This window comes from Streptomyces sedi (assembly GCF_006335015.1).
In the GTDB taxonomy this organism is placed as follows: Bacteria; Actinomycetota; Actinomycetes; order Streptomycetales; family Streptomycetaceae; genus Streptomyces; species Streptomyces sedi.
Genome location: NZ_VDGT01000011.1, coordinates 48,638 through 71,342 on the forward strand (window position 1 = coordinate 48,638; position 22,705 = coordinate 71,342).

The 22,705-nt window shown below is 74.6% G+C and carries 23 protein-coding genes; 16 read left to right on the forward strand and 7 right to left on the reverse strand.

Annotation, left to right across the window (positions count from 1 at the left end; all coding sequences use genetic code 11):
• Positions 1-527 precede the first annotated feature (527 nt).
• Positions 528-1,394: a hypothetical protein gene (locus FH715_RS15920; RefSeq protein WP_139645765.1), complete on the reverse strand. Its 867-nt coding sequence runs from the start codon at positions 1,392-1,394 to the stop codon at positions 528-530.
• A 349-nt stretch (positions 1,395-1,743) separates the two neighbouring features.
• Between FH715_RS15920 and rplM the strand changes: the two genes are divergently transcribed.
• From rplM to glmM, 3 genes are all read left to right on the forward strand, one after another.
• Entirely contained in the window at positions 1,744-2,187 is a 444-nt protein-coding gene (gene rplM / locus FH715_RS15925) for a 50S ribosomal protein L13 (protein WP_097230417.1), read from the forward strand.
• 43 nt (positions 2,188-2,230) lie between these two features.
• Positions 2,231-2,743, forward strand: a complete 513-nt coding sequence (gene rpsI, locus FH715_RS15930) for a 30S ribosomal protein S9 (RefSeq protein WP_139645767.1) — start codon at positions 2,231-2,233, stop codon at positions 2,741-2,743.
• A gap of 122 nt (positions 2,744-2,865) precedes the next feature.
• Entirely contained in the window at positions 2,866-4,233 is a 1,368-nt protein-coding gene (glmM, locus tag FH715_RS15935; RefSeq protein ID WP_139645769.1) for a phosphoglucosamine mutase, read from the forward strand.
• Positions 4,234-4,675: 442 nt separating this feature from the next.
• Here the strand turns inward: glmM and coaA are convergent, their stop codons facing one another.
• Positions 4,676-5,578 (reverse strand): type I pantothenate kinase, encoded by a 903-nt coding sequence (gene coaA / locus FH715_RS15940; protein WP_246108790.1) that lies wholly within the window; start codon positions 5,576-5,578, stop codon positions 4,676-4,678.
• Positions 5,579-5,763: 185 nt separating this feature from the next.
• On the opposite strand from coaA, the gene FH715_RS15945 reads away from it, so the two are divergent.
• Both FH715_RS15945 and FH715_RS15950 read left to right on the forward strand, forming a co-directional pair.
• Positions 5,764-6,483 (forward strand): class II glutamine amidotransferase domain-containing protein, encoded by a 720-nt coding sequence (locus FH715_RS15945; RefSeq protein ID WP_139645773.1) that lies wholly within the window; start codon positions 5,764-5,766, stop codon positions 6,481-6,483.
• Positions 6,480-6,854, forward strand: coding sequence for a holo-ACP synthase (locus FH715_RS15950; RefSeq protein ID WP_139645775.1), 375 nt, complete (start codon positions 6,480-6,482; stop codon positions 6,852-6,854). The genes FH715_RS15945 and FH715_RS15950 overlap by 4 nt, the downstream gene beginning before the upstream one ends.
• Positions 6,855-6,920: 66 nt before the next feature.
• Here the strand turns inward: FH715_RS15950 and FH715_RS15955 are convergent, their stop codons facing one another.
• Positions 6,921-8,384: an NAD(P)H-hydrate dehydratase gene (locus FH715_RS15955; RefSeq protein WP_139645777.1), complete on the reverse strand. Its 1,464-nt coding sequence runs from the start codon at positions 8,382-8,384 to the stop codon at positions 6,921-6,923.
• 128 nt (positions 8,385-8,512) lie between these two features.
• On the opposite strand from FH715_RS15955, the gene alr reads away from it, so the two are divergent.
• Genes alr through tsaE form a run of 3 tightly spaced genes read left to right on the forward strand, consistent with a single transcriptional unit; the run spans position 8,513 to position 11,299 of the window.
• The gene (gene alr, locus FH715_RS28955) at positions 8,513-9,703 is read left to right on the forward strand and encodes an alanine racemase (protein ID WP_139645779.1); all 1,191 of its coding nucleotides are present in this window, start codon (positions 8,513-8,515) and stop codon (positions 9,701-9,703) included.
• Between the two features lie 2 nt (positions 9,704-9,705).
• Complete coding sequence (locus FH715_RS28960; RefSeq protein WP_139645781.1) at positions 9,706-10,800, forward strand: alpha/beta fold hydrolase; 1,095 nt, start codon at positions 9,706-9,708, stop codon at positions 10,798-10,800.
• Positions 10,781-11,299: a tRNA (adenosine(37)-N6)-threonylcarbamoyltransferase complex ATPase subunit type 1 TsaE gene (gene tsaE / locus FH715_RS15970; protein WP_170184740.1), complete on the forward strand. Its 519-nt coding sequence runs from the start codon at positions 10,781-10,783 to the stop codon at positions 11,297-11,299. The genes FH715_RS28960 and tsaE overlap by 20 nt, the downstream gene beginning before the upstream one ends.
• A 380-nt stretch (positions 11,300-11,679) precedes the next feature.
• Here the strand turns inward: tsaE and FH715_RS15975 are convergent, their stop codons facing one another.
• Entirely contained in the window at positions 11,680-12,264 is a 585-nt protein-coding gene (locus FH715_RS15975) for a hypothetical protein (RefSeq protein WP_139645783.1), read from the reverse strand.
• 163 nt (positions 12,265-12,427) lie between these two features.
• Between FH715_RS15975 and tsaB the strand changes: the two genes are divergently transcribed.
• From tsaB to FH715_RS15995, 4 genes are read left to right on the forward strand one after another with little or no spacing between them, the layout of a single operon-like run.
• Positions 12,428-13,111, forward strand: a complete 684-nt coding sequence (tsaB, locus tag FH715_RS15980; RefSeq protein WP_139645785.1) for a tRNA (adenosine(37)-N6)-threonylcarbamoyltransferase complex dimerization subunit type 1 TsaB — start codon at positions 12,428-12,430, stop codon at positions 13,109-13,111.
• Between the two features lie 38 nt (positions 13,112-13,149).
• Positions 13,150-13,746, forward strand: a complete 597-nt coding sequence (gene rimI, locus FH715_RS15985; RefSeq protein ID WP_139646031.1) for a ribosomal protein S18-alanine N-acetyltransferase — start codon at positions 13,150-13,152, stop codon at positions 13,744-13,746.
• On the forward strand, positions 13,739-14,794 hold the full coding sequence (gene tsaD, locus FH715_RS15990) for a tRNA (adenosine(37)-N6)-threonylcarbamoyltransferase complex transferase subunit TsaD (protein WP_139645787.1): 1,056 nt from the start codon (positions 13,739-13,741) through the stop codon (positions 14,792-14,794). Before rimI ends, tsaD begins: the two co-directional genes overlap by 8 nt.
• Positions 14,794-15,045 (forward strand): hypothetical protein, encoded by a 252-nt coding sequence (locus tag FH715_RS15995; protein WP_139645789.1) that lies wholly within the window; start codon positions 14,794-14,796, stop codon positions 15,043-15,045. The genes tsaD and FH715_RS15995 overlap by 1 nt, the downstream gene beginning before the upstream one ends.
• 28 nt (positions 15,046-15,073) lie before the next feature.
• Here the strand turns inward: FH715_RS15995 and FH715_RS16000 are convergent, their stop codons facing one another.
• Positions 15,074-16,291 (reverse strand): class I SAM-dependent methyltransferase, encoded by a 1,218-nt coding sequence (locus FH715_RS16000; protein ID WP_139646033.1) that lies wholly within the window; start codon positions 16,289-16,291, stop codon positions 15,074-15,076.
• Between the two features lie 154 nt (positions 16,292-16,445).
• Between FH715_RS16000 and FH715_RS16005 the strand changes: the two genes are divergently transcribed.
• The 3 genes from FH715_RS16005 (at position 16,446) to groL (ending at position 20,205) form a co-directional block, all read left to right on the forward strand.
• Complete coding sequence (locus tag FH715_RS16005; RefSeq protein ID WP_246108770.1) at positions 16,446-17,450, forward strand: polysaccharide deacetylase family protein; 1,005 nt, start codon at positions 16,446-16,448, stop codon at positions 17,448-17,450.
• Positions 17,451-18,062: 612 nt separating this feature from the next.
• Positions 18,063-18,371 carry a co-chaperone GroES gene (gene groES / locus FH715_RS16010; RefSeq protein ID WP_097230433.1) on the forward strand — a complete coding sequence of 103 codons (309 nt, stop codon included), beginning with the start codon at positions 18,063-18,065 and terminating at the stop codon, positions 18,369-18,371.
• Between the two features lie 208 nt (positions 18,372-18,579).
• Positions 18,580-20,205, forward strand: coding sequence for a chaperonin GroEL (gene groL / locus FH715_RS16015; protein WP_139645793.1), 1,626 nt, complete (start codon positions 18,580-18,582; stop codon positions 20,203-20,205).
• Between the two features lie 101 nt (positions 20,206-20,306).
• Here groL and FH715_RS16020 read toward each other — a convergent pair whose 3' ends face one another.
• Both FH715_RS16020 and FH715_RS16025 read right to left on the reverse strand, forming a co-directional pair.
• Entirely contained in the window at positions 20,307-21,143 is an 837-nt protein-coding gene (locus FH715_RS16020) for an SDR family NAD(P)-dependent oxidoreductase (protein ID WP_139645796.1), read from the reverse strand.
• A 51-nt stretch (positions 21,144-21,194) separates the two neighbouring features.
• Complete coding sequence (locus tag FH715_RS16025) at positions 21,195-21,509, reverse strand: WhiB family transcriptional regulator (RefSeq protein ID WP_139645798.1); 315 nt, start codon at positions 21,507-21,509, stop codon at positions 21,195-21,197.
• 353 nt (positions 21,510-21,862) lie between these two features.
• Between FH715_RS16025 and FH715_RS16030 the strand changes: the two genes are divergently transcribed.
• Entirely contained in the window at positions 21,863-22,474 is a 612-nt protein-coding gene (locus FH715_RS16030; protein ID WP_019431595.1) for a response regulator transcription factor, read from the forward strand.
• Positions 22,475-22,705 lie beyond the last annotated feature (231 nt).

The window sequence follows — 22,705 nt, forward strand, 5'->3', positions numbered from 1 at the left end:
CTTCTCGGCCGGTGGGCGGCTTTGGGGGCGCGGGGAACTGCGCGGTGCATTTGTGGCGGGCCGCAGTCGACTACGGTGCCGCACCGGCGAGGTGGGTTGTCGGCGTGAGCCCGGTGGTGGGTTGCTCGCGCAGTTCCCCGCGCCCCTTCTCGGCCGGTGGGCGTTCGCTGTGAGGTGCGGGTTGTCTTGTCGGCGGGGTCGGGCCCCGTCAGGGGCGCGGGGAACTGCGCGGTGCATTTGTGGCGGGCCGCAGTCGACTACGGTGCCGCACCGGCGAGGTGGGTTGTCGGCGTGAGCCCGGTGGTGGGTTGCTCGCGCAGTTCCCCGCGCCCCTGCACTGCCGGCGCGGTGCATTTGTGGCGGGCCGCAGTCGACTACGGTGCCGCACCGGCGAGGTGGGTTGTCGGCGTGAGCCCGGTGGTGGGTTGCTCACGCAGTTCCCCGCGCCCCTGTACTGCCGGCGCGGTGCATGGGTGGCGGGGCGCGGTCGACCGTGGTGCCGCACCGGCGAGGTGGCTGGCCGGAGGCTACTCCTGGGCGCGGCGGCGTTCCTCGACGATGGCGCTCGCCGAGGCGGACGCCTGGGCCTCGCCGCGCTTGATGATCTGCGAGAACGCCTGGTCGTTGCCGTCCCGTGCCGCCTGCTGGGCCGCCGTGCCGTCGCCGCTGTCGGGGCTGCCGTCGGTGTTGCCGGCGATGGTCAGGTAGACGTAGCGGCCGACCTGGTTGCGGGTGGTGCGGCAGCCTCCGCCGTCGCAGAGGGAGCCGGCGTCGCCGCCCTGGAGCGCCTGGAGCTGGCCGGTGAGCCCGTCCGTGCCGTGCAGGCCGGCGGCGGCCTCCTCGCTGGGCAGCTGGGCGACGCCGACGGTCACGGCGACGCCGCCGCCCGCGTAGGTGGCGCGCAGCAGGCCGGTGCAGCCGGCGTCGGCCAGCGCGGAGGCGACCGCGCCCGAGGTCAGCGAGGCGCAGTCCTCGGCGCCGTCGGTGTCGACCAGCGCGTAGGAGCGGTCGGCGACCTCCAGCGGGTCCTCGCCGAAGAAGTCGCCGGCCTGGAACGGCGCGACGTCCTTCTCGGGGTCGCTGATGAACTCGCGGGCCGAGGGCACCGGCGGCAGCGTGGTCTCGGCGAACGTCGGCTCGGCGTCGTCGGACTCGTCGGCGCTCTCCGGGAGGGTCGCCGAGGGGCTTGCCGTCCCGCCGCCGTCGTCGTCACCCTGGCTGACAATGGCGAGGGCCACCACGACGCCGATGACGACGGCGGCGCCCACGCTCGTCCCGATGACCGTCCAGCGCTTCTTGGCGCGCTGCCGGTCGGCGTCGGCGGCCAGCTGGTCCCAGTTCGGCCGTGCGTCTCCCCCGGGAACCCACTGGGGTCCCCCCTGCCCTTGACTCATGGCCCGCAGTTTAGTGGGGGCGCGCCGTGCCCGAGGCGCCGGAGCGTGCCGTTCTGGTCGCCGTGTGGGAACGGATTGGCAACGGGCGGTCCGGAGGGCGCGTCGCGGCGAGGGCGGGCGAGGGCGGGGGCGGAGGGCTCGTTTTGACCCTTCTGGTGGGGGCGCGGTATTCTGCCTGGTCGATAATGCGTTTGGCTTGCTCTATCTCACGTGAGGGGCCCAGCGCCGGTCCACCAGGACGGTCGCCAGCGGACGGCACCCCGGTTTGCGTCACCGGGAGCCGACGGTTCTGCTGATCGCCGGGTGGCCTTGTCAGGATCCACTCACTGAAAAGCGAAGGCTACGACCCGTGCGTACGTACAGCCCCAAGCCCGGCGACGTCCAGCGTCAGTGGCACGTCATCGACGCCGCCGATGTCGTGCTGGGCCGCCTGGCCTCCCAGGCCGCCACCCTTCTGCGGGGCAAGCACAAGCCGGTGTACGCGCCGCACGTTGACACCGGTGACTTCGTCATCATCGTCAACGCCGACAAGGTGCACCTGTCCGGCAACAAGCGGACCCAGAAGCTCGCCTACCGTCACTCCGGCTACCCGGGCGGTCTCCGCTCGGTGCGCTACGGGGACCTTCTGGAGCAGAACCCGGAGCGCGCCGTCGAGAAGGCCGTGCGCGGGATGCTCCCGAAGAACACCCTGGGCCGTCAGATGCTCTCCAAGCTGAAGGTCTATGCCGGCCCCGAGCACCCGCACGCCGCCCAGCGGCCGGTGCCGTTCGAGATCACCCAGGTCGCGCAGTAGTCCGGCCACACCCTCAGACTGAAGAAACATCTCAAGGAGAATCGTGGCCGAGACCACCACCGAGAACCTGGACGCCGAGGTCCCCGAGGTCGAGGAGTACACCACCGAGAGCGCGAGCGAGGACTTCGCCGCCTCCGGCGAGGAGCTGAACGCTCGCTTCGGTGACCCGCTCCCCGGCGCCGGGACCGGCCGCCGCAAGAACGCCATCGCCCGTGTCCGGATCGTCCCCGGCAGCGGCAAGTGGCGCATCAACGGGCGCACCCTGGAGGGGTACTTCCCCAACAAGGTGCACCAGCAGTCCGTGAACGAGCCGTTCAAGGTGCTGGAGCTGGACGAGCGCTACGACGTGGTCGCGCGCATCGCCGGCGGCGGCATCTCCGGGCAGGCCGGCGCGCTGCGCCTCGGCGTCGCCCGCGCGCTGAACGAGGCGGACGTGGAGAACAACCGCGGCCCGCTGAAGAAGGCCGGCTTCCTCACCCGTGACGCCCGTGCGGTGGAGCGGAAGAAGGCCGGTCTGAAGAAGGCTCGTAAGGGCACGCAGTACAGCAAGCGGTAATCGCTCGCGGGATTTTGCTCACGCCCCGGCAGCACTTCCGTGCTGCCGGGGCGCCCCCTTTTGTAGGGTCCACAAGGGAACAACGGTCTCGGGGCCGCGTTGGTGAACTCGGAGGAGAAACAGTGGGACGACTCTTCGGTACGGACGGTGTACGTGGTGTCGCCAACGCGGATCTGACGGCCGAGCTGGCGCTCGGCCTCTCCGTGGCGGCGGCGCGGGTGCTGACCGTGACGGAGAGCCAGGAGAGTATGTGCGGGCGTCGGCCGACGGCCGTCGTCGGGCGCGACCCCCGGGCCTCGGGCGAGTTCCTGGAGGCGGCCGTGGTCGCCGGGCTGGCCAGCGCGGGCGTGGACGTGCTGCGGGTGGGCGTGCTGCCGACGCCGGCCGTGGCGTACCTGACGGGTTCGCTGGGGGCGAGCTTCGGGGTGATGCTCTCCGCGAGCCACAACCCGATGCCGGACAACGGCATCAAGTTCTTCGCGCGCGGCGGCCACAAGCTGGCCGACGAGCTGGAGGACCGGATCGAGTCCCTCTACCGCGAGCACGCCGCCGGCCAGCCGTGGGACCGCCCGGTGGGCGCGGGCGTCGGCCGGGTCACCGAGCACACCGAGGGCTTCGACGCCTATGTGGCGCACCTCGTCGGCGTGCTGCCCAACCGCATCGACGGCCTGCGGATCGTCGTCGACGCGGCGCACGGCGCGGCGTCCCGCGTCGCGCCGGAGGCGTTCGCCCGCGCCGGGGCCGACGTCGTCAGCATCGGCGACGCCCCGGACGGGCTCAACATCAACGACGGCTGCGGCTCCACCCACATGGACGCGCTGCGCGAGGCGGTCCTCGCCCACGGGGCCGACCTCGGCATCGCGGTCGACGGCGACGCCGACCGCTGCCTGGCCGTCGACCGCACGGGCGCCGAGGTGGACGGCGACCAGATCCTGGCCGTGCTCGGCGTGGCGATGCGGGAGGCCGGCACGCTGCGGGAGGACACCGTGGTCTCCACCGTGATGTCCAACCTGGGCTTCACGCTGGCCATGGAGCACCAGGGGCTTCGGGTGCGGCAGACCGCCGTCGGCGACCGCTATGTGCTGGAGGAGATGCGGCGCGGCGGCTACTCCCTCGGCGGCGAGCAGTCGGGGCACGTGATCGTGCTGGACCACGCGACCACGGGCGACGGCTCCCTCACCGGGCTGATGCTGGCCGCCAGGGTGGCGGCGACCCGCCGGCCGCTGGCGGAGCTGGCGGGCGTGATGACGCGGCTGCCGCAGGTGCTGATCAACGTGCGGGACGTGGACCGGGCGCGGGTCGCCGACAGCAGGGAACTGGCCGAGGCGGTCGCCGAGGCGGAGCGGGTGCTGGGCGAGACGGGCCGCGTGCTGCTGCGCCCCTCGGGCACCGAGCCGCTGGTGCGCGTCATGGTCGAGGCGGCGGACGCGACGCAGGCACGGACGGTGGCCGGCGGTTTGGCGGACGTGGTGAAGTCGGCGCTGGGCTGAAGCGCGGCGCGCTGGCTTGGGCGGGGTTGTCGTCCTCGGCCCGGTGGGTGGTTGCTCGCGCAGTTCCCCGCGCCCCTGGTTGTGGTGGGCGTGGTCGGTCGGGTGCGGGTTCGCGTTCGGCAGGTGGCGGCCTGCTTGGGGGCGCGGGGAACTGCGCGGTGCATGTGTGGCGGGGGTTGGTCGACCACGGAGCTTCGTGGCTGGGTGGGTTGTCGGGTGCGCCCCGGTGTCGGGTTGCTCGCGCAGTTCCCCGCGCCCCTGTCACGCCGGTGGGCGGCTTGGGGGCGCGGGGAACTGCGCGAATGCTGTGTGGCGGGCCGCAGTCGACTACGGTCCTTGCCGGTCTGGGTGGGTTGTCGGCGTGAGCCCGGTGCATTCTTGGCGGGCGCGGACGACCGATCGCGTGCGCCGGCCCGGTGGGTGGTCGCCTCCGCAAGAAAAGTCAGAGCTTGCGGAGGCGGAGGCCCTGGACCTTGTGGTCGGGGCCCTTGCGCAGGACCAGGGAGGCGCGGCCCCTGGTGGGGGCGATGTTGTCGACGAGGTTGGGCCCGTTGACCTCGCGCCAGATGTTCCGCGCGAAGTCCAGCGCCGCCTCCTCGGAGATCTCCGCGTACTTCCGGAAGAACGACAGCGGGTCCTGGAACGCGGTGGCGCGCAGTGCCAGGAAGCGTTCCAGGTACCAGGACTCGATGTCGCCGACGCGGGCGTCGACGTAGACCGAGAAGTCGAAGTAGTCGGCGACCCCGACGCGCCCGTGCGGCGGCTGCTGGAGGACGTTGAGCCCCTCCAGGATCAGGATGTCGGGCCGTTCGACGGTCTCCCGTTCGCCCGGCACGATGTCATACACCAGGTGCGAGTAGACGGGGGCGCTCACCTCGGGCCGGCCGGACTTCACCTCGGCGACGAAACGGGTCAGCGCCCGGCGGTCGTAGGACTCGGGGAAGCCCTTGCGGCGCATCAGCCCGCGCCGTTCCAACTCGGCGTTGGGCAGCAGGAACCCGTCCGTCGGCACCAGCGCGACCCGGTACTCCTCGGGGCCCTGCGCCAGGAGCGCGCGCAGCAGCCGTGCCACCGTCGACTTGCCGACCGCCACGCTGCCGGCGATGCCGACGACGAACGGCGTCGGCGGCTGCGGCCCGCCGAGGAAGCCGCCGACCCGGGCGCGCAGCTGGCGGGCCGCGTCGATGTGCAGCCGCAGCAGGTCGCAGAGGGGAAGGTAGACGTCCCGGACCTCGGTCAGGTCGATCACGTCGCCCAGCCCGCGCAGCCGCTCGACCTGCTCGGCGCTGAGTGGCGAGGCCGAACGGTCCCTGGGCCGGCTCCAGTCGGCGCGGGAGAGGTCCACGTAGGGGCTGGGGCGTGCGGAACGCGTTGAGCGCCCGTGGGTGCGGGGGCTGCCGGAGGCGCCGGGGCTGCCGGGGGTGTCCGGGGCCGCGGGGCGTCGGCGGTGCTCGGAGGGTGAGGTTGCCACGTTCCTCATTGTCGCGTCCGGCTTGGCGCCCCGTGCGGGCGCCCCGATACGCTGCCGACATGTGCGGGATCGTGGGGTACACGGGTGTCCAGTCCGCCCTCGACGTGGTGCTGGCCCAGCTCGGCCGGGTGCGCGCGCCCGAGCACGACGCCTGCGGCGTGGCGGTGCTGGCGGACGGCGGGTTGGCGTGTTCCCCGGCGGCCGATTCGCTGCCGGCCCTGACGACGGCGCTGCGCGGCCACCCGCTTCCGACGGCCGGCAGCGGCATCGGCCTCAGCCGCCGGGCCGCCGGGCCGCCGGGCGAGGCCGGCCCGCAGCTCGACGAGGCGGGCCGGGTGGCGGTCGCCGTGCTGGGCGAGCCGTCGAACGGGCCCGCGCTGGCCGCCGAGTTGGCCGAACGCGGCCACGCGCTGCGCACCGGCGGCGTCGGTGAGGTGGTGGCGCGGCTGCTGGCCGAGGCGTTCTCCTCGGCGTACGAGCCGGCGGAGGCGACGCGGCAGCTGTGCCGCACGCTGGAGGGCGACTTCGCGCTGCTGGCGCTGCACGCCGACGCCCCCGACACGGTGGTCGCCGCCCGGCGCGGCCTGCCGTTGACGGTGGGGCTGGGCGCGGGGGAGGCGCTGCTCACCTCGGACGAGGCGGCGCTGGAGGCGCAGCCGCCGGGCGAGGTCGTCTCGCTGGCCGGCACCCCGGGGGAGCAGGTCGTGGTGGTGCGCCGGGAGTGGGACGAGGTGCGGTGCGAGGTCACCGACGCCGAGGGGGGCGTGTTGCGCGCATGATCGTCGGGGTGGGCATCGACGTGGCGGAGATCGAACGGTTCGCCGCCTCGCTGGAACGGACGCCGGGGCTGGCGCGCAGGCTCTTCGTCGAGGCGGAGCTGCTGCTGCCGAGTGGGGAACGGCGCGGCGTCGCGTCGTTGGCGGCCAGGTTCGCGGCGAAGGAGGCGGTGGCGAAGGCGCTGGGGGCGCCGGGGGGACTGCGTTGGACGGACGTGGAGGTGGTGCCGGAGGACTCCGGCCGTCCGCGTCTTGAGGTGCGCGGCACGGTCGCGGCCCGCGCGGCGGAGCTGGGCGTGACGGGCTGGCACGTGTCCCTCAGCCACGACGCGGGGGTGGCCTCGGCGGTGGTCATCGCGGAGGCGCTGCGCTGAGGTTTCTCGGGGAGGCGGGGCGTCCGTCGTCTTCGCGCGTGTCACCAACGTCCCGGGACAGCACATCTAGGCCAGCAGCCGCCGCCAGACCCGCGGCAGCGCTTCCGTGACCGTCGTCGCCGAGGGCGGCGGGGCCGCCTCGCGGGCGGCGAGGCCGTGGAGGTGGGCGCCGACGGCCGCCGCCTCGCGGGGGGCGAGCCCGGCGGCCAGCAGGCCGCCGGCCAGGCCGGTCAGCACGTCGCCGCTGCCCGCGGTCGCCAGCCACGGCGTGCCGGTCTCGTTCACCAGCACCGGCCCCGAGGGGTCGGCGATCAGCGTCGTGGAGCCCTTCAACAGCACGGTGGCGCCGAAGCGTTCGGCCAGTTCGCGGACGGAGGCCAGCCGCCGGGCCTCCACCCGTTCGCGTTCCGTGCCGAGCAGCGCCGCGGCCTCCCCGGCGTGCGGGGTGAGCAGCGTCGGCGCCGAACGGGCGCGCACCCGCGCCGGGTCGAGGCCGGCCAGCGCGTCCGCGTCCAGCAGCAGCGGAACGTCGGCGGCCAGCGCCTCGGCGACGATCCGTTCCCGCCGCGGGTCGTCGCCGAGCCCGGGGCCCGCCGCCCACGCCTGCACGCGGCCGGCCTCGGCCGGGGTGCCGCGGCTGACCAGCGTCTCGGGGTGGCGGGCGATCACCGCGTCGCCGGCCGGGCCGGCGTAGCGGACCGCGCCGACCCCGCCGCGCAGCGCGCCGCCGACGGTGAGCACGGCGGCGCCCGGGTAGCGCGGCGAGCCGGCGGCCACGCCGAGCACCCCGCGCCGGTACTTGTCGCTCTCGCCGGTCGGCCGGGGCAGCAGCGCGGCGACCTCGGCGGTGGTGAACGCGGCGACGTCCGGCTCGGCCGGCAGCAGCGGGCCCAGCCCGATGTCCACCAGGCGCACCTCGCCCGCGTGGCCGCGCGCCGGGTCGACCAGCAGCCCCGGCTTCAGCGCGCCGAACGCGACGGTGAGCGCGGCGGGCAGCACCGGTCCCTCGACCCGGCCGCTGTCGGCGTCGACGCCGCTCGGCAGGTCGACGGCGACCACCGGCACGCCGGCGGCCTCGACCCGTTCCGCCAACTCGGCGGCGGCCGGCCGCAGTCCGCCGCGCCCGCCGATGCCGGTGATCCCGTCCAGCACCAGGCCGGCGCGCCCCAGCAGCGCGTCCAGCGCTCCGGGAGCCGTGTCCGCGAGGGCCCACGCCCGCCCGCCGGCCGCCCGCAGCGCGGCCAGCCCGCGCGGGTGCGCGCGGTCGGGCGCCAGCAGCACGGCCGTGACGCCGACGCCGCGCCGCGCCAGCCGGGCGGCGGCCAGCAGCGCGTCGCCGCCGTTGTCGCCGCTGCCGACCAGCGCGACCAGCCGGGCGCCGGCGAGCCGGCCGCGCCGGGCGCGGAGCGCTCCGGCGCAGGCGGCGGCGAGCGCGGCGGCGGCCCGGTCCATCAGGGCGCCCTCGGGAAGCCGGTCCAGCAGCGCGCGCTCGGCGGCGCGCACGGTCTCCACGCGGTATGCGGTCCTCATGCGCCCAGTCTCACCCAGCCGCGTCCCGCCGCGGCTGTCGGCGCGTCCTCGGCTGTCGGCGCGTCAGGAACGCGGCATGGCCGGTCGAGGGGCGGGGCCGGCCGGGCATGCTGCGACACTGGTGGGCGATGAACGACCATGTGACCGCTGGGGGACCGGGCGAGGGGCCGCCCCTGCGCGCGGACATCGACCTCGCCGCGCTGCGTTCCAACGTGCGTGCGCTGCGCCGCCGGCTGACCGGCGGGGCGGCGCTGATGGCCGTGGTCAAGGCCGACGGCTACGGCCACGGCATGTTGCCCTGCGCCGCCGCCGCGCGGCAGGCGGGGGCGCGTTGGCTGGGCACCGCGACGCCGGGGGAGGCGCTGGCGCTGCGCGCGGCCGGCGACACCGGCCCCGTGCTGTGCTGGCTGTGGACGCCGGACGGGCCCTGGCGGGAGGCGGTCGCGGCGGGCATCGACGTCTCGGTCAGTGGCCGCTGGGCGCTGGATCTCGCCGTCGCCGCCGGCCGCGCCGAGGGCCGCCCGGCCCGGGTGCAGCTGAAGGCCGACACGGGCCTCGGACGCAACGGCGCCCCGCCCGCCGACTGGCCGGCGCTGGTGGCGGCGGCGCGGGCAGCCGAGGCGGCGGGCGAGGTGCGGGTGACGGGCGTCTGGTCGCATCTGGCGTGCGCCGACGAGCCGGGGCACCCGTCGATCGCGCCGCAACTGGCCGCGTTCGCCGAGGCGGTGGCGGCGGCGGAGGCGGCGGGGCTCACCCCCGAGGTGCGCCATCTGGCGAACTCGCCCGGCACGTTGACCCTGCCGGAGGCGCACTACGACCTGGTGCGCACCGGGGTCTCCGTCTACGGCCTGTCGCCCTCGGCCGAGGTGGGCGCCCCCGAGGACTTCGGGCTGCGCCCCGTGATGACGCTGCGCGCCCCGCTCGCGCAGGTCAAGCGGGTGCCGGGCGGGCACGGCGTCTCCTACGGGCACCACTACACGACGCCGGGCCCCACCACCCTGGCGCTGGTCGGCGCCGGCTACGCGGACGGCGTTCCCCGGCACGCCTCCGGCTCCGGGCCGGTGCTGGTCGCCGGGAAGTGGCGGACGGTCGCCGGGCGGGTGGCGATGGACCAGTTCGTGGTGGACCTCGGCGGGGACGCGGCGGAGGTCGGCGACGAGGCGGTGCTCTTCGGGCCGGGCGACCGGGGCGAGCCGACGGCCGAGGACTGGGCGCGCGCGGTCGGCACCATCGGCTACGAGATCGTCACCCGGATCGGCCCCCGGGTGCCCCGCGTCTACCACGGGGTCGAGCCGGGCCCGAAGGAGCCGGTGGACTGACGATGCGTTGGGCGACGAGGGCTGGCCTGGCGGGGCTCGCGCTGGGGGCGGTGGCCACCACGGTGGCGGTGGAACGGCTGACGGTGAGCCGTTCGGTGCGCCGGCAGGCGCGGGAGGCGCTGGACGCGGCCGGTCCGTTCGGCACGTTGCGCGGGAAGCCGGGCACGGCGTTCGCCGACGACGGCACCGAGCTTCACTACGAGGTCGAGGAGGCGTCGGACGGCGCGGCGGGGACGGTGGTCTTCTGCCACGGCTACTGCCTCAACCAGGACGTCTGGCACTTCCAGCGCGCCGCGCTGCGCGGCCGGGTGCGCGCCGTCTACTGGGACCAGCGCGGGCACGGCCGTTCCGCGCCGGGGCGCGCGCAACGGGAGCGCGGGGAGCCGTTGCACATCCGTCAGTTGGGGCGCGACCTGCGGGCGGTGCTGGACGCGGCGGCGCCCGAGGGGCCCGTGGTGCTGGTGGGGCACTCGATGGGCGGCATGACGGTGATGTCGCTGGTCGAGCGGCACCCCGACTACGTGGCCCGCCGGGTCGCCGGCGTCGCGCTGCTCGCCACCTCGGCGGGCGACCTGTCCCAGGTCGACTACGGCTTCCCGCCGACGGTGGTCCGCGCCGCGCGCCGGGCCGCGCCCGGGGTGCTGCGGGCGCTCGGCTCCCAGGCCGAACTGGTGGAACGAGGCCGGCGCGCGGTCGGCGACCTCTACGCCGGGCTGATCCGCCGCTACTCCTTCGGCGACCCGGACAGCGTCGACCCCGCGGTCGCGCGGTTCGCGGAGCGGCTGATCGAGTCGGTGCCGATCGACGTGGTCGCCGAGTTCTACCCGGCGTTCGCCGAACACGCCACGTGGGGGGCGTTGACCACCCTGCACACCCTCTCCGAGGACCTGCCCGCGCTGGTGCTGGTCGGCGACCGGGACGAGATCACCCCGCCCGAGCACAGCGGGCGGATCGCCTCGGCGCTGCCGGCGGCCGAGTTCGCGACGCTGCCGGGGGCGGGCCATCTGGTGCTGTTGGAGGAGCCGGAGGCGGTGACCGGGCGGCTGGTGGAACTGCTCACCCGTAGCATCGGGTGCCATGGGCCGACCGCTGACTGAACCGCGCCTCAGCCACGAGGTGGAGACCGCCGAGCTGATGGTGGAGCTGGGCCGACGCCTGGCCGGGCTGCTGCGCCCGGGGGACCTGGTGCTGCTCAGCGGCGACCTGGGCGCCGGCAAGACGACGCTGACCCGCGGGCTGGGCGAGGGGCTGGGCGTGCGGGGCGCCGTCACCTCGCCGACGTTCGTCATCGCCCGGGTCCACCCGCCGCTGGGCGACGGGCCGCCGCTGGTGCACGTGGACGCCTACCGGCTGGGGGGCGGGCTTGAGGAGATGGAGGACCTGGACCTGGACGTGGCGCTGCCGGAGTCCGTGGTGGTCGTGGAGTGGGGCGAGGACCGGGTGGAGGAGCTGGCCGACGACCGGCTGCACGTGGTGATCCACCGCGCGGCGACGGAGGCGGAGTCCGGCCCGGACGGGCGGGACCCGCGCGTGGTCGAACTGCGCGGGGTGGGCGCGCGGTGGCACGACGTCGACCTCGGCGCGGCGCGGGTCTGACCTGGCGGGGGTTGGTCGACTACCGACCTGGCCGGTCGGGGTGGGGTGTCGTCCTCGGCTGGGTGTTGGGTTGCTCGCGCAGTTCCCCGCGCCCCCTTGTGGGGGTGGGCGTTCGCCGTGAGGTGCGGGTTTCTTTGTTGGCGGGGTCGGGCCCCGTCAGGGGCGCGGGGAACTGCGCGGTGCATTCGTGGCGGGGGTTGGTCGACTACGGAGCTTCGTGGCTGGGTGGGTTGTCGGCGTGAGCCCGATGTCTGGTTGCTCGCGCAGTTCCCCGCGCCCCTGCACTGCCGGTGGGCGGCTTGGGGGCGCGGGGAACTGCGCGGTGCATTCGTGGCGGGGTGCGGACGACTACGGTGCCGCACCGGCGAGGTGGCCGGCGGTCAGGGGACGACGATGACCGGGATGCCGTCGCGTGCGAAGTCCCACATCATCGCGCCGTCCTGGCGGGACTGCCGGATGCCGCCCGTGCCCTGCGCCGCCCCCGGCTCCGGCGTCGAGCCGTCCAACGCCGCGGAGAAGCCGAAGACCGCCCCGTCGTCCGCCACATGGAAGACCACCGCGTGCTCCATCGCCACCCCGTCCGAGCCGGTGCCGCGTTCCGAGCGCGAGCTGACGGCGTAGGTGCCGGGCTGGGGGTTGAGCGCGCTGGGGAAGACCTCGTGGGTGGAGAGCACGCTCTCCTCGTCGTCGACCAGCCAGACCCGCCGCTGCTCCAACGCGTAGACCACCCGGCGGCCCTCGCCCGACTCGGCCGGCAGCTGCGGCTGTTCCGCCGCCTGGTCGCCGTCGCCGTCGCCGCCCGCCTCGTCGTCGGTCTCCTCCGGCGTGGGGGTGGCGCGGTTCGGCGGGGGCCAGCTGTCGGAGGCCGAGGCCTGGTAGGCGAAGAAGCCGACGACGGCGAGGGCGAGCGCGGTCAACGCGGCGACGAAGACCGCGGAACCTGAGCCTGAGGTGTGGCGCGCCACGGGTCGGTGCCGCCTTTCGCGACGAGGCCGGCTTCCCGACCGGCTCTGCCTGGGATCTGCCCCGCACCGGTCGGGGACCGGAGCGGCGGGGGCCAGCGCGAGGCCCCACCCGTCGAAGCTACCAGGAGACGGGGACACCGCGCGGGCGCCGTAGGCTTGCGGGGTGCTGCTGCTCGCCCTGGACACCGCGACCCCCGCCGTCACCGTCGCCCTCTTCGACGCGGAGGCGGGCCGCGTGCTCGCCGCGCGGGAGCGGGTGGACGCGCGCCGCCACGGGGAGCTGCTGATGCCCTCCGTCGACGCGGTGCTGACCGAGGCCGGGCGGGGGCTCGGCGACGTCGGCGCGTTGGTCGTCGGCACCGGGCCTGGTCCCTACACGGGGCTGCGCGTCGGGCTGGTCACGGCCGCCGCGTTGGGCGCCGCCAGGGATCTGCCGGTGCACGGCGTCTGCACCCTCGACGGCCTCGCGCACGCCGGCGGGCTGCGGGAGCCGTTCGTGGTGGCCACGGACGCCCGCCGCAAGGAGGTGTACTGGGCCGAGTACGCCGACGCCGACACGAGGATCGGCGGCCCGGCCGTCGACCGGCCGGCGGAGATCGCCGAACGGGTCGCCGGCCGGCCCGCGTTGGGCGCGGGCGCGGCGCTCTACCCGGAGGCGTTCCCCGGTGTGCGCGCTGATCTGCCGGCGCACGCCTCGGCCGGGGCGCTCGCGGCGGTCGCCGCGCGCCGGCTGGCGGCGGGCGAGCCGTTGGACGCGCCCACGCCCCTGTATCTGCGCCGTCCCGACGCGCGCGAGCCGGCGGGGTACAAGGCCGTCACGCCGGCGGGCTCGGGCGGCGGGCGGTGAACGCGCCGGCGGCCCACGGGGGCGTCGCGCTGCGCGCCATGCGCTGGTGGGACATCGAGCCGGTGCTGGCCCTTGAGGCGGAGCTGTTCGCGCAGGACGCCTGGTCGGCGGGGATGCTCTGGGCGGAGCTGGCCGGCGCGACCGGCCCGGCGCCGACCAGGGAGTACGTGGTGGCCGACGCCCCGGGGGAGGTCGGGCTCGCCGGCTACGCGGGCCTCGGCGTCGCGGGGGACGTCGGCGAGGTGATGACCATCGGTGTCGCCGGCGCCCACCAGGGCACCGGCCTCGGCGGCCGGCTGCTGGCGCGGATGCTCTCCGCCGCGGGGGCGTTCGGCTGCGCCGCGGTGATGCTGGAGGTCCGGGTGGACAACGAGCCGGCCAAGCGCCTCTACCGGCGTTTCGGCTTCCAGCAGGTCGGCGTGCGGCGCGGCTACTACCAGCCGGGGAACCGCGACGCCCTGGTGATGCGCAGGGAACTGTCCGCCGACGCGGCGCCGGCGCCGGAGCCGACCCCGGAGAACGTTTCCGCGGGGTCCGTCGAGTCCGTCGGGTCCGTCGGGTCCGTCGGTTCCGCGCGGCACGCGCGGCATGTGAAGGGAGAGACCGTGAACGGCGGGGAGCGTGAGGATGGCTGACGAACCGCTGGTCCTCGGCATCGAGACCTCGTGTGACGAGACGGGCGTCGGCGTGGTGCGCGGCACCACGCTGCTCGCCGACGTCGTCGCCTCCAGCGTGGACGACCACGCGCGCTACGGCGGCGTGGTCCCCGAGATCGCCAGCCGTGCGCATCTGGAGGCGATGGTCCCGACCATCGAACGCGCCCTCGCCCAGGCGGGCGTGCGCGCCACCGACCTGGACGGGATCGCCGTCACCGCGGGGCCGGGGCTGGCCGGGGCGCTGCTGGTGGGGGTGTCGGCAGCCAAGGCGTACGCCTACGCGCTGGACAAGCCGCTCTACGGGGTGAACCACCTCGCCTCGCACATCTGCGTCGACCAGTTGGAGCACGGGCGGCTGCCCGAGCCGACGATGGCGCTGCTGGTCTCCGGCGGGCACTCCTCGCTGCTGCTGGCGCCGGACATCACCACGGACGTCCGCCCGTTGGGCGCCACCATCGACGACGCGGCGGGTGAGGCGTTCGACAAGGTCGCGCGGGTTCTGGGTCTCGGCTTCCCCGGCGGGCCGGCCATCGACCGTTGGGCGCGGGACGGCGACCCGGCGGCGATCGCCTTCCCGCGCGGGCTGACCGGCCCGCGGGACGCGCCGCTCGACTTCTCGTTCTCCGGGCTGAAGACGGCCGTGGCGCGCTGGGTGGAGGCGCGGCGGCGGGAGGGCGTCGAGGTGCCGGTGGCCGACGTGGCGGCCTCGTTCCAGGAGGCGGTCACCGACGTGCTGACCCGCAAGGCGGTCCGCGCCTGCCGCGAGCAGGGCGTCGACCATCTGATGATCGGCGGCGGCGTGGCGGCCAACACCCGGCTGCGCGCCATGGCCGAGGAACGCTGCGCCGCCGCCGGCATCACGCTGCGGGTGCCGAGGCCGGGGCTGTGCACGGACAACGGGGCGATGGTGGCGGCGCTGGGCGCCGAGATGGTGGCGCGGAACCGCCCGGCCTCGGCGCTCGACCTGCCGGCCGACTCCTCGTTGCCGGTGACGGAGCCGCTGGTGCCGGCGGGGGAGCCCGGCTGATGGCGCTCGCGCTGATGTGGGAGGCGAAGGCGGCGCCGGGGCGCGGCGAAGCGCTGCTGGAGTGGGCCCGCGCGCGGGCCCTGGACCCGGCGCCGGAGCGCCGCGAGACGTTCACCGCGCCCCGGGACCGGGTGCTGGTGATCACCTGGTGGCCGGAGAACGTCGCCGAGCCGCCCGAACTCCCCGACCCGCCGGAGGAGTTGCGGGCCCGTCCGCCGCACCGCTGGCGGTTCACCCCGGTCGCCTCCTGAGGCGGGCGGCGCCTACAGCTGCCGGCGCCTACAGCGGCCGGCCGAGGATCATGGTGGGGGCGTCGGCGACCCGGGTGAGGAAGACGGTCGCGGCGTTCGGCCCGCTCGGCCGGACGCGGCGGAGCAGTTCCTCGGGGCTGATCGCCGAGCCGCGCTTCTTGACGGTGAGCGTGCCGACGCCCCGTTCGCGCAGCAGCGCCCGCAGCCGCTTGAGGTGGAACGGGAGCACGTCGGTGATCTCGTAACCGGTGGCGTAGGGGGTGGGCGCGGGCGCGTCGGTGGTCAGATAGGCGATGCTCGCGTCGACCAGCCTGCCGTCGATCGCCTCGGCCACCTCGCCGACCAGCCCGGCCCTGATGACGGCGCCGTCCGGCTCGTACAGGTAGCGCCCGGGGGCGCCGACGGGCGCCGGTTCCGGCGTCCCGGTCAGCGTGTGGCCGCCGGGCAGCAGGGTGGCCCTGCGGCGGCCGGGCGCGGCGTCGCCGCCGAACCACAGCACCGCCTCCTTCACCTCGCCCCGGTGCGAGACCCACTCGGCCTCGGCCTCGGCGGGGATCGCCTCGTGCGGGACGCCGGGCGCGATCTTCAGCGCGGCGTTCGGCGTCCGGGCGGCGGTCTCCAGGGCCCAGGACAGCGGCGGCGAGTAGGCCGCGGGGTCGAAGACCCTGCCCCGGCCGCCGCGCCGCGCGGGGTCGACGAAGACGGTGTCGAAGCCGTCCAGCGCGACGTCCTCGACGGCCGCCTCCCGCACCTCGATCCGGTCGGCCAGCCCGAGCGCCGCCGCGTTGGCCTCGGCGACCGCGCGGGTCAGCGGGGAACGGTCGACGGCCAGCACCGTGAGCCCGGCCTCGGCCAGCGCGACCGCGTCGCCGCCGATGCCGCAGCACAGGTCGGCGACCCGGCGCGCGCCGGCCCGCGCGAGGCGTCGGGCGCGCCAGTCGGCGACGGCGGTCCTGGTGGCCTGTTCGAGGCCGTCGGGGGTGAAGTACATGGCCGCCGCCCGGTCGCCGAACTTGGCGACCGCGCGCTGCCGCAGCCGCGCCTGGCCCAGCGCGGCGGCGACCAGCTCGGGCGGGTGCTCCCTGCGCAGCCGGGTGGCGACGGCCAACTCCTCGGCCGGGGTGACCTCGCGCACCCGTTCCAGCAGGTGCTGCCCCCGCTCGGTGAGCAGGGCGGCGAAGGCGGCAGGGGCGTCGGGGCGCTCGGACTCCGCCGAGGTCGCTGGGGGTGGGGCCACCCGGGTCATTCTGCCCGGCCGCCCGGTCGGGCCTGCGGGGGAGTGGTCGTTGCCGGTGGCACGATCCCGAACCATGAAGCTAATCCGACAAGTAGTACAAAATTATTGGCGGAGTTGGCTTGGAAGACGCGCCCGCGCTCCCCGCCACGCGCGCCCCCGCGCGGTGTCCGCGCGCCGACTGGCCGGCGTGGTCGGCGGGCCGTCCCCCGCGGTCCGCGTGCGGCTGCGGCGGTACGGCGCTCTGACCGGGGCCGGCGTGCTCGCCGTGGTCTGCTCGGGCGTCGGCCTGCCGCCGCCGTCGCACGCCGAACCGCCCTCGGCCGGCCCCCGTTGGCGCCCGCTGGCCGCTGAGGCGGCCAGCCCGGTCAGCGGCGCCTTCCAGGGCGTGGCGCAGCACGTGCAGGCGCCCGACATCGCGCGTTCGCTCCAGGCGTACGCGCGGGAGCTTCAGCAGGCCGAAGTGCGCCGAGGGGCGGCCACCAAGCACTGGAAACTGCGCCGCGTGCCGCTGCGCGCGCCCAGACCCCCCGAGGAGAAGCCGAAGCTGACCACCGAGCCGGGGCACATCACGGGCGAGGGCCTGCCCCCGGTGATCGTCCAGGTCCCGACGGACGAGAAGGTCATCTTCCTCACGGTCGACGACGGCGAGGAGAAGGACCCCGCGCTGCTGGAGATGCTGCGCGCGCTCGACATCCCGATGAGCGGCTTCCTCTCCGACGAGGTGGCCCGCGCCGACTACGGCTACTTCCGCGAGGCCCAGCGCGAGGGCTTCGCGATGCACAACCACGCGATCAACCACCGGCAGATGAACACCCTCGACGAGGCCGCGCAGCACGCCGAGATCTGCGGCCAACAGAAGAACATGGAACGGGGGTTGGGCCAACGCCCCAAGCTGTTCCGGCCGCCGTACGGCGCCTACGACGAGGCGACGCTGCGGGCGGCGGCCGACTGCGGGATCGAGGTCGTTCCCCTGTGGGCGTCCGAGGCGTTCCCCGACCGGATCGAGTACGGGCGGGCGGACAAGAAGTTCCACCCCGGCGACATCGTGCTCACCCACTTCCGCGGCGAGGCGGAGTGGGACGCGGCGATGACGGACATGCTCCGCCGGCTGGTGGACGCCGCCACGGACCAGGGCTTCGCCATCGCCCGCCTGGAGGACTACCTCTGACCCACCGGTGGCCCCTTGCCGGGGGCACGGGGTCGACTACTGACCTTGCCGGTCCGGGTGGGTTGTCGTCCTCGGCCCGGCGTCGGGTCGCTCGCGCAGTTCCCCGCGCCCCTGGTGTGGTGGGTGTGGTCGGGTCAGGTGCGGGTTCACGCTCGGTAGGTGGCGGCCTGCTTGGGGGGCGCGGGGAACTGCGCGGTGCATTGGTGGCGGGCCGCAGTCGACCACGGTCCGCACCGGCAAGGTGGGTTGTCGGCGTGAGCCCGACGTCCGGTTGCTCGCGCAGTTCCCCGCGCCCCTTCTTGGCCGGTGGGCGGCTTGGGGGCGCGGGGAACGGCGCGAATGCTGGGTGGCGGGCCGAGGACGACAACCCACGTGCGCGATACGGACGCGTTGTCGCTCCCAGCCCCGCCGGACGGCACCCCGCCGGACGGCGCCTCATTGGCACTCTAGTTGACTGAGTGCTAACCGCGTCATAGTCTCGTGGTTGGCACTCTCACTGAAGGAGTGCCAACCGCGCGACAGGCGGACTCGGCACCCGCGACGACGGGTCCACCAGGTCGCCATCCAGCCCTAGATAAACCCCGTGAGATCTCCGAAGGGGGAGGTCGGATCGTGACGACCGCCAGCTCCAAGGTTGCCATCAAGCCGCTTGAGGACCGCATCGTGGTCCAGCCGCTCGACGCCGAGCAGACCACGGCCTCGGGCCTGGTCATTCCTGACACCGCCAAGGAGAAGCCCCAGGAGGGCACCGTCCTGGCCGTGGGCCCGGGCCGCTTCGAGGACGGCAACCGTCTGCCGCTCGACGTCAAGGTCGGCGACATCGTGCTGTACAGCAAGTACGGCGGCACCGAGGTCAAGTACAACAACGAGGAGTACCTCGTTCTCTCGGCCCGCGACGTTCTCGCCATCGTCGAGAAGTAAATCGTCGAGAAGTAACACGCGAGCGCCTGTGTCAGACCGCGCCCCGGACCCGCGCCGCACCGGCTGCCGGGGCCGGGGCGCTGTCTGACGCGAGCGGCTCGTGCGCGGCCCGCACGCGGCCCGCTCGCGGCACCGACTCCACGGCCGCGGCCCTGACTCCACGGCCTGAGGCCTGACTCCTAGAGGAACTAAGGGACACCGAAGACCCATGGCGAAGATCCTGAAATTCGACGAGGACGCCCGTCGGGCCCTTGAGCGCGGCGTCAACCAGCTGGCGGACGCGGTCAAGGTGACCATCGGCCCCAAGGGCCGCAACGTCGTGATCGACAAGAAGTTCGGCGCGCCGACCATCACCAACGACGGCGTCACCATCGCCCGCGAGGTCGAGGCCGAGGACCCGTACGAGAACCTCGGTGCCCAGCTGGTGAAGGAGGTGGCGACCAAGACCAACGACATCGCGGGTGACGGCACCACCACCGCCACCGTGCTCGCCCAGGCGCTCGTGCGCGAGGGCCTGCGCAACGTCGCCGCCGGCGCCTCCCCCTCGGGGTTGAAGCGCGGCATCGACGCGGCCGTCGCCGCCGTCGCCGACGACCTGCGGGCCAGCGCCCGGCCGATCGACTCCAAGGAGGACATCGCCGCCGTCGCCGCGCTGTCCGCCCAGGACACGCGCGTCGGCGAGCTGATCGCCGAGGCCATGGACAAGGTCGGCAAGGACGGTGTGATCACCGTCGAGGAGTCGCAGACCTTCGGTCTCGACCTGGACTTCACCGAGGGCATGGCCTTCGACAAGGGCTACCTCTCGCACTACATGGTCACCGACCAGGAGCGCATGGAGGCCGTCCTCGACGACCCGTACATCCTGATCCACCAGGGCAAGATCGGTTCCATCCAGGACCTGCTGCCGCTGCTGGAGAAGATCATGCAGTCCGGCGGCTCCCGCCCGCTGCTGATCATCGCCGAGGACGTCGAGGGCGAGGCCCTCTCGACCCTGGTGGTCAACAAGATCCGCGGCACGTTCAACTCCGTCGCGGTCAAGGCCCCCGGCTTCGGCGACCGCCGCAAGGCGATGCTCGGCGACATGGCCACCCTCACCGGCGGCACCGTGATCTCCGAGGAGGTCGGCCTCAAGCTCGACCAGGTCGGTCTTGAGGTGCTGGGCACCGCCCGCCGCGTCACGATCACCAAGGACGACACCACCCTCGTGGACGGCGCCGGTGACGCCGCCGCCATCCAGGACCGGGTCGCCCAGATCAAGGCCGAGATCGACGCCACCGACTCCGACTGGGACCGCGAGAAGCTCCAGGAGCGCCTGGCCAAGCTCGCCGGCGGCGTCTGCGTGATCCGTGTCGGCGCGGCCACCGAGGTGGAGCTGAAGGAGAAGAAGCACCGTCTGGAGGACGCCATCTCGGCCACCCGCGCGGCGGTCGAGGAGGGCATCGTCCCCGGTGGCGGCGCCTCCCTGGTCCACTCGGCGAAGGTCCTGGAGAACGACCTGGACCGCACCGGCGACGAGGCCACCGGCGTGGCGATCGTCCGCCGCGCCGCCGTCGAGCCGCTGCGCTGGATCGCGGAGAACGCGGGCCTTGAGGGCTACGTCATCACCTCCAAGGTCTCCGAGCTGGACAAGGGCCAGGGCTACAACGCGGCCACCGGCGTCTACGGCGACCTGGTCAAGGACGGCGTGATCGACCCGGTCAAGGTCACCCGTTCCGCCCTGCAGAACGCGGCGTCCATCGCCTCCCTGCTGCTCACCACCGAGACCCTGGTGGTGGAGAAGAAGGAAGAGGAGCCGGAGGCCGCCGCCGGCCACGGCCACGGGCACTCGCACTGAGCCAGGTGAGCCCCCGGGCCGCCTGAGCGCGACAAAGGCCGGTCCCGACACCCCGCGGGGGGTGCCGGGACCGGCCGTTCGCGTTCCCCGGCCGGTGTGCCCTACTCGGTGGGCGCCTCGCGGGACGCCGCCCGCCGGGCCAGCGCCCCCGGGCGCTCGCCGCGCCGGCGCGGCCCGAACTCCCGCCCGGCCCGCGCCGAGACCCGGCCCAGCGCGCCGACGGGCAGCAGCTTCGCCGCGCCCAGCAGCGCCTTGTAACGGAAGTACGGCACGCTCACCACGCGCCGCCGCGCCAGGTCCCGCATCGCGGTGGCCACCACCCGGTCGGCGTCCAGCCACATCCAGCCCGGCAGCGACGCCATGTCCATCTCGGCGCGCCGGTGGAACTCGGTGCGCACGAAGCCGGGGCAGAGCGCCATCAGCCGCACCCCGCTGCCGGCCAGTTCGAGCGCCACGCCCTCGGTGAACCTGACCACCCACGCCTTGGAGGCGCCGTAGGTCCCGCGCGGCACGAACGCGGCGACGGAGGCCACGTTCACCACCCCGCCGCGCCCGCGCTCCCGCATCCCGGGCACGGCGGCCGAGGTCAGCCGCAGCACGGCCTCGCAGTGCACCCGCAGCATCCGCAGCTCGTCGTCGAGCGGGGCCCGCAGAAAGCCGCCGCCCAGGCCGAAGCCGGCGTTGTTCACCAGCAGGTCGATCGGGCGGTCGGCGTCGGCGAGCCGTTCGGCGACCTTCCCGATGCCCTCGTCCGTGGCCAGGTCGGCGGGCAGCGGCGTCACGGAGACGCCGTGGCGCTCGGCCAGCTCGGCGGCCTGGGCCGCCAGCCGTTCCTCGTCCCTGGCCACCAGCACCAGGTCCAGGCCGTCCCCGGCCAGTCTGCGGGCGAAGGCCGCGCCGATCCCCGCGCTCGCCCCGGTCACCAATGCGGTCGTCATGGGGCGACGGTAGCCGCCGCGTCGCGGTGCGTCCGCACCGCCCCGCGTTCCTCAGCCGCGGCGCACGGCCCCGCTCTCGGCGAGCCCGCGCCGCGCGCGCCCCAGCAGTTCCTCGCGCTCGTCCTCCGTCAGCCCGCCCCAGACCCCGTAGGGCTCACGGACGGAGAGGGCGTGTGCCGCGCACTCGGTGCGCACCGGGCAACGGGTGCAGACCTCCTTCGCGGCCTCCTCCCTGGCGCTGCGCGCGGCCCCGCGTTCCCCCTCGGGATGGAAGAACAGCGAGCTGTCCACCCCCCGACAGGCGGCCATCAACTGCCAGTCCCACAGATCGGCGTTGGGGCCGGGTAGGCGGGAGAAATCTGCCATGGCATGTCCCATCGTCATCGGGGTCGTCGGCGCGACCAGCCCTTGAGCCAGCGAGGAGCCCAGGAAGTAGATGTAAATATGACTACCAGCCGAATATAGCCTTAGACACGTCAAAGCGGAAAAGAAGGTCTAAATAGGGCAGAACTCAAACCCCGGCGTGTTTGCCGGACCCCCGCTTCGGGGTGACGGATCAGTCACGTACAGTGCGGATGCGGCGGGGTTGGAAGCCGTAACTCTTTCGGGTGACCGTCGTTGAGAGGGCGGAGGCGGTTGGCGTGGTTGTCAATCGCCAGGACGACGAATCACACTCCCTGGAGGCTCAAGGTGACGCGCATCAGCTGCGGAGGACGGCCATGACTTCTGTCCTTGTCTGCGACGACTCCCCGCTCGCCCGGGAGGCACTCCGTCGCGCGGTCGCGACCGTGCCCGGTGTCGAACGGGTCACGACGGCGGCGAACGGCGAGGAGGTCCTCCGCCGTTGGGGTGCCGACCGCTCCGACCTCATCCTGATGGACGTGCGGATGCCGGGGCTCGGCGGTGTCGAGACGGTCCGCCGGCTGCTCTCCGCCGACCCGGGCGCCCGCATCATCATGCTGACGGTCGCCGAGGACCTCGACGGCGTGGCCCTGGCCGTCGCCGCCGGCGCCCGCGGCTATCTCCACAAGGACGCCTCGCGCGCGGAGTTGCGGGCCACGGTCACCCAGGCCCTGGCCGACCCGACCTGGCGGCTCGCCCCCCGCCGGCTGCGCTCCTCGGACATGGGCGCGGCGCCCACGCTCACCGCCCGGGAGATCCAGGTGCTGGAGGGCATGAGCCACGGCCGGTCGAACGCGGAGATCGGCCGTGAGTTGTTTCTCTCCGAGGACACGGTCAAGACCCACGCCCGCCGGCTCTTCAAAAAGCTCGGAGCCTCGGACCGCGCACACGCCGTGGCCTTGGGTTTTCGTTGGGGGCTGGTCCGCTGACCCCAGGCGGCGCACGGGGCGGGACGGGGTGTTCGCCGGCGGCGCTCCACCCCGTCCGGCGGGAAGCGGGACGCAAACGGTCCACCGGTGTCGCATCCTGGAGGTATGAAGCTCCTTGGGGACGAGCCAGCCGGGTGTGAAGGGGAGGGCCAGGATCGTGACCTTCAGCGCTCCCGCGCATAACGCTTCGGTGCACAACTCCGCCTCGACGGCCACGGACCGGCCGGCGGG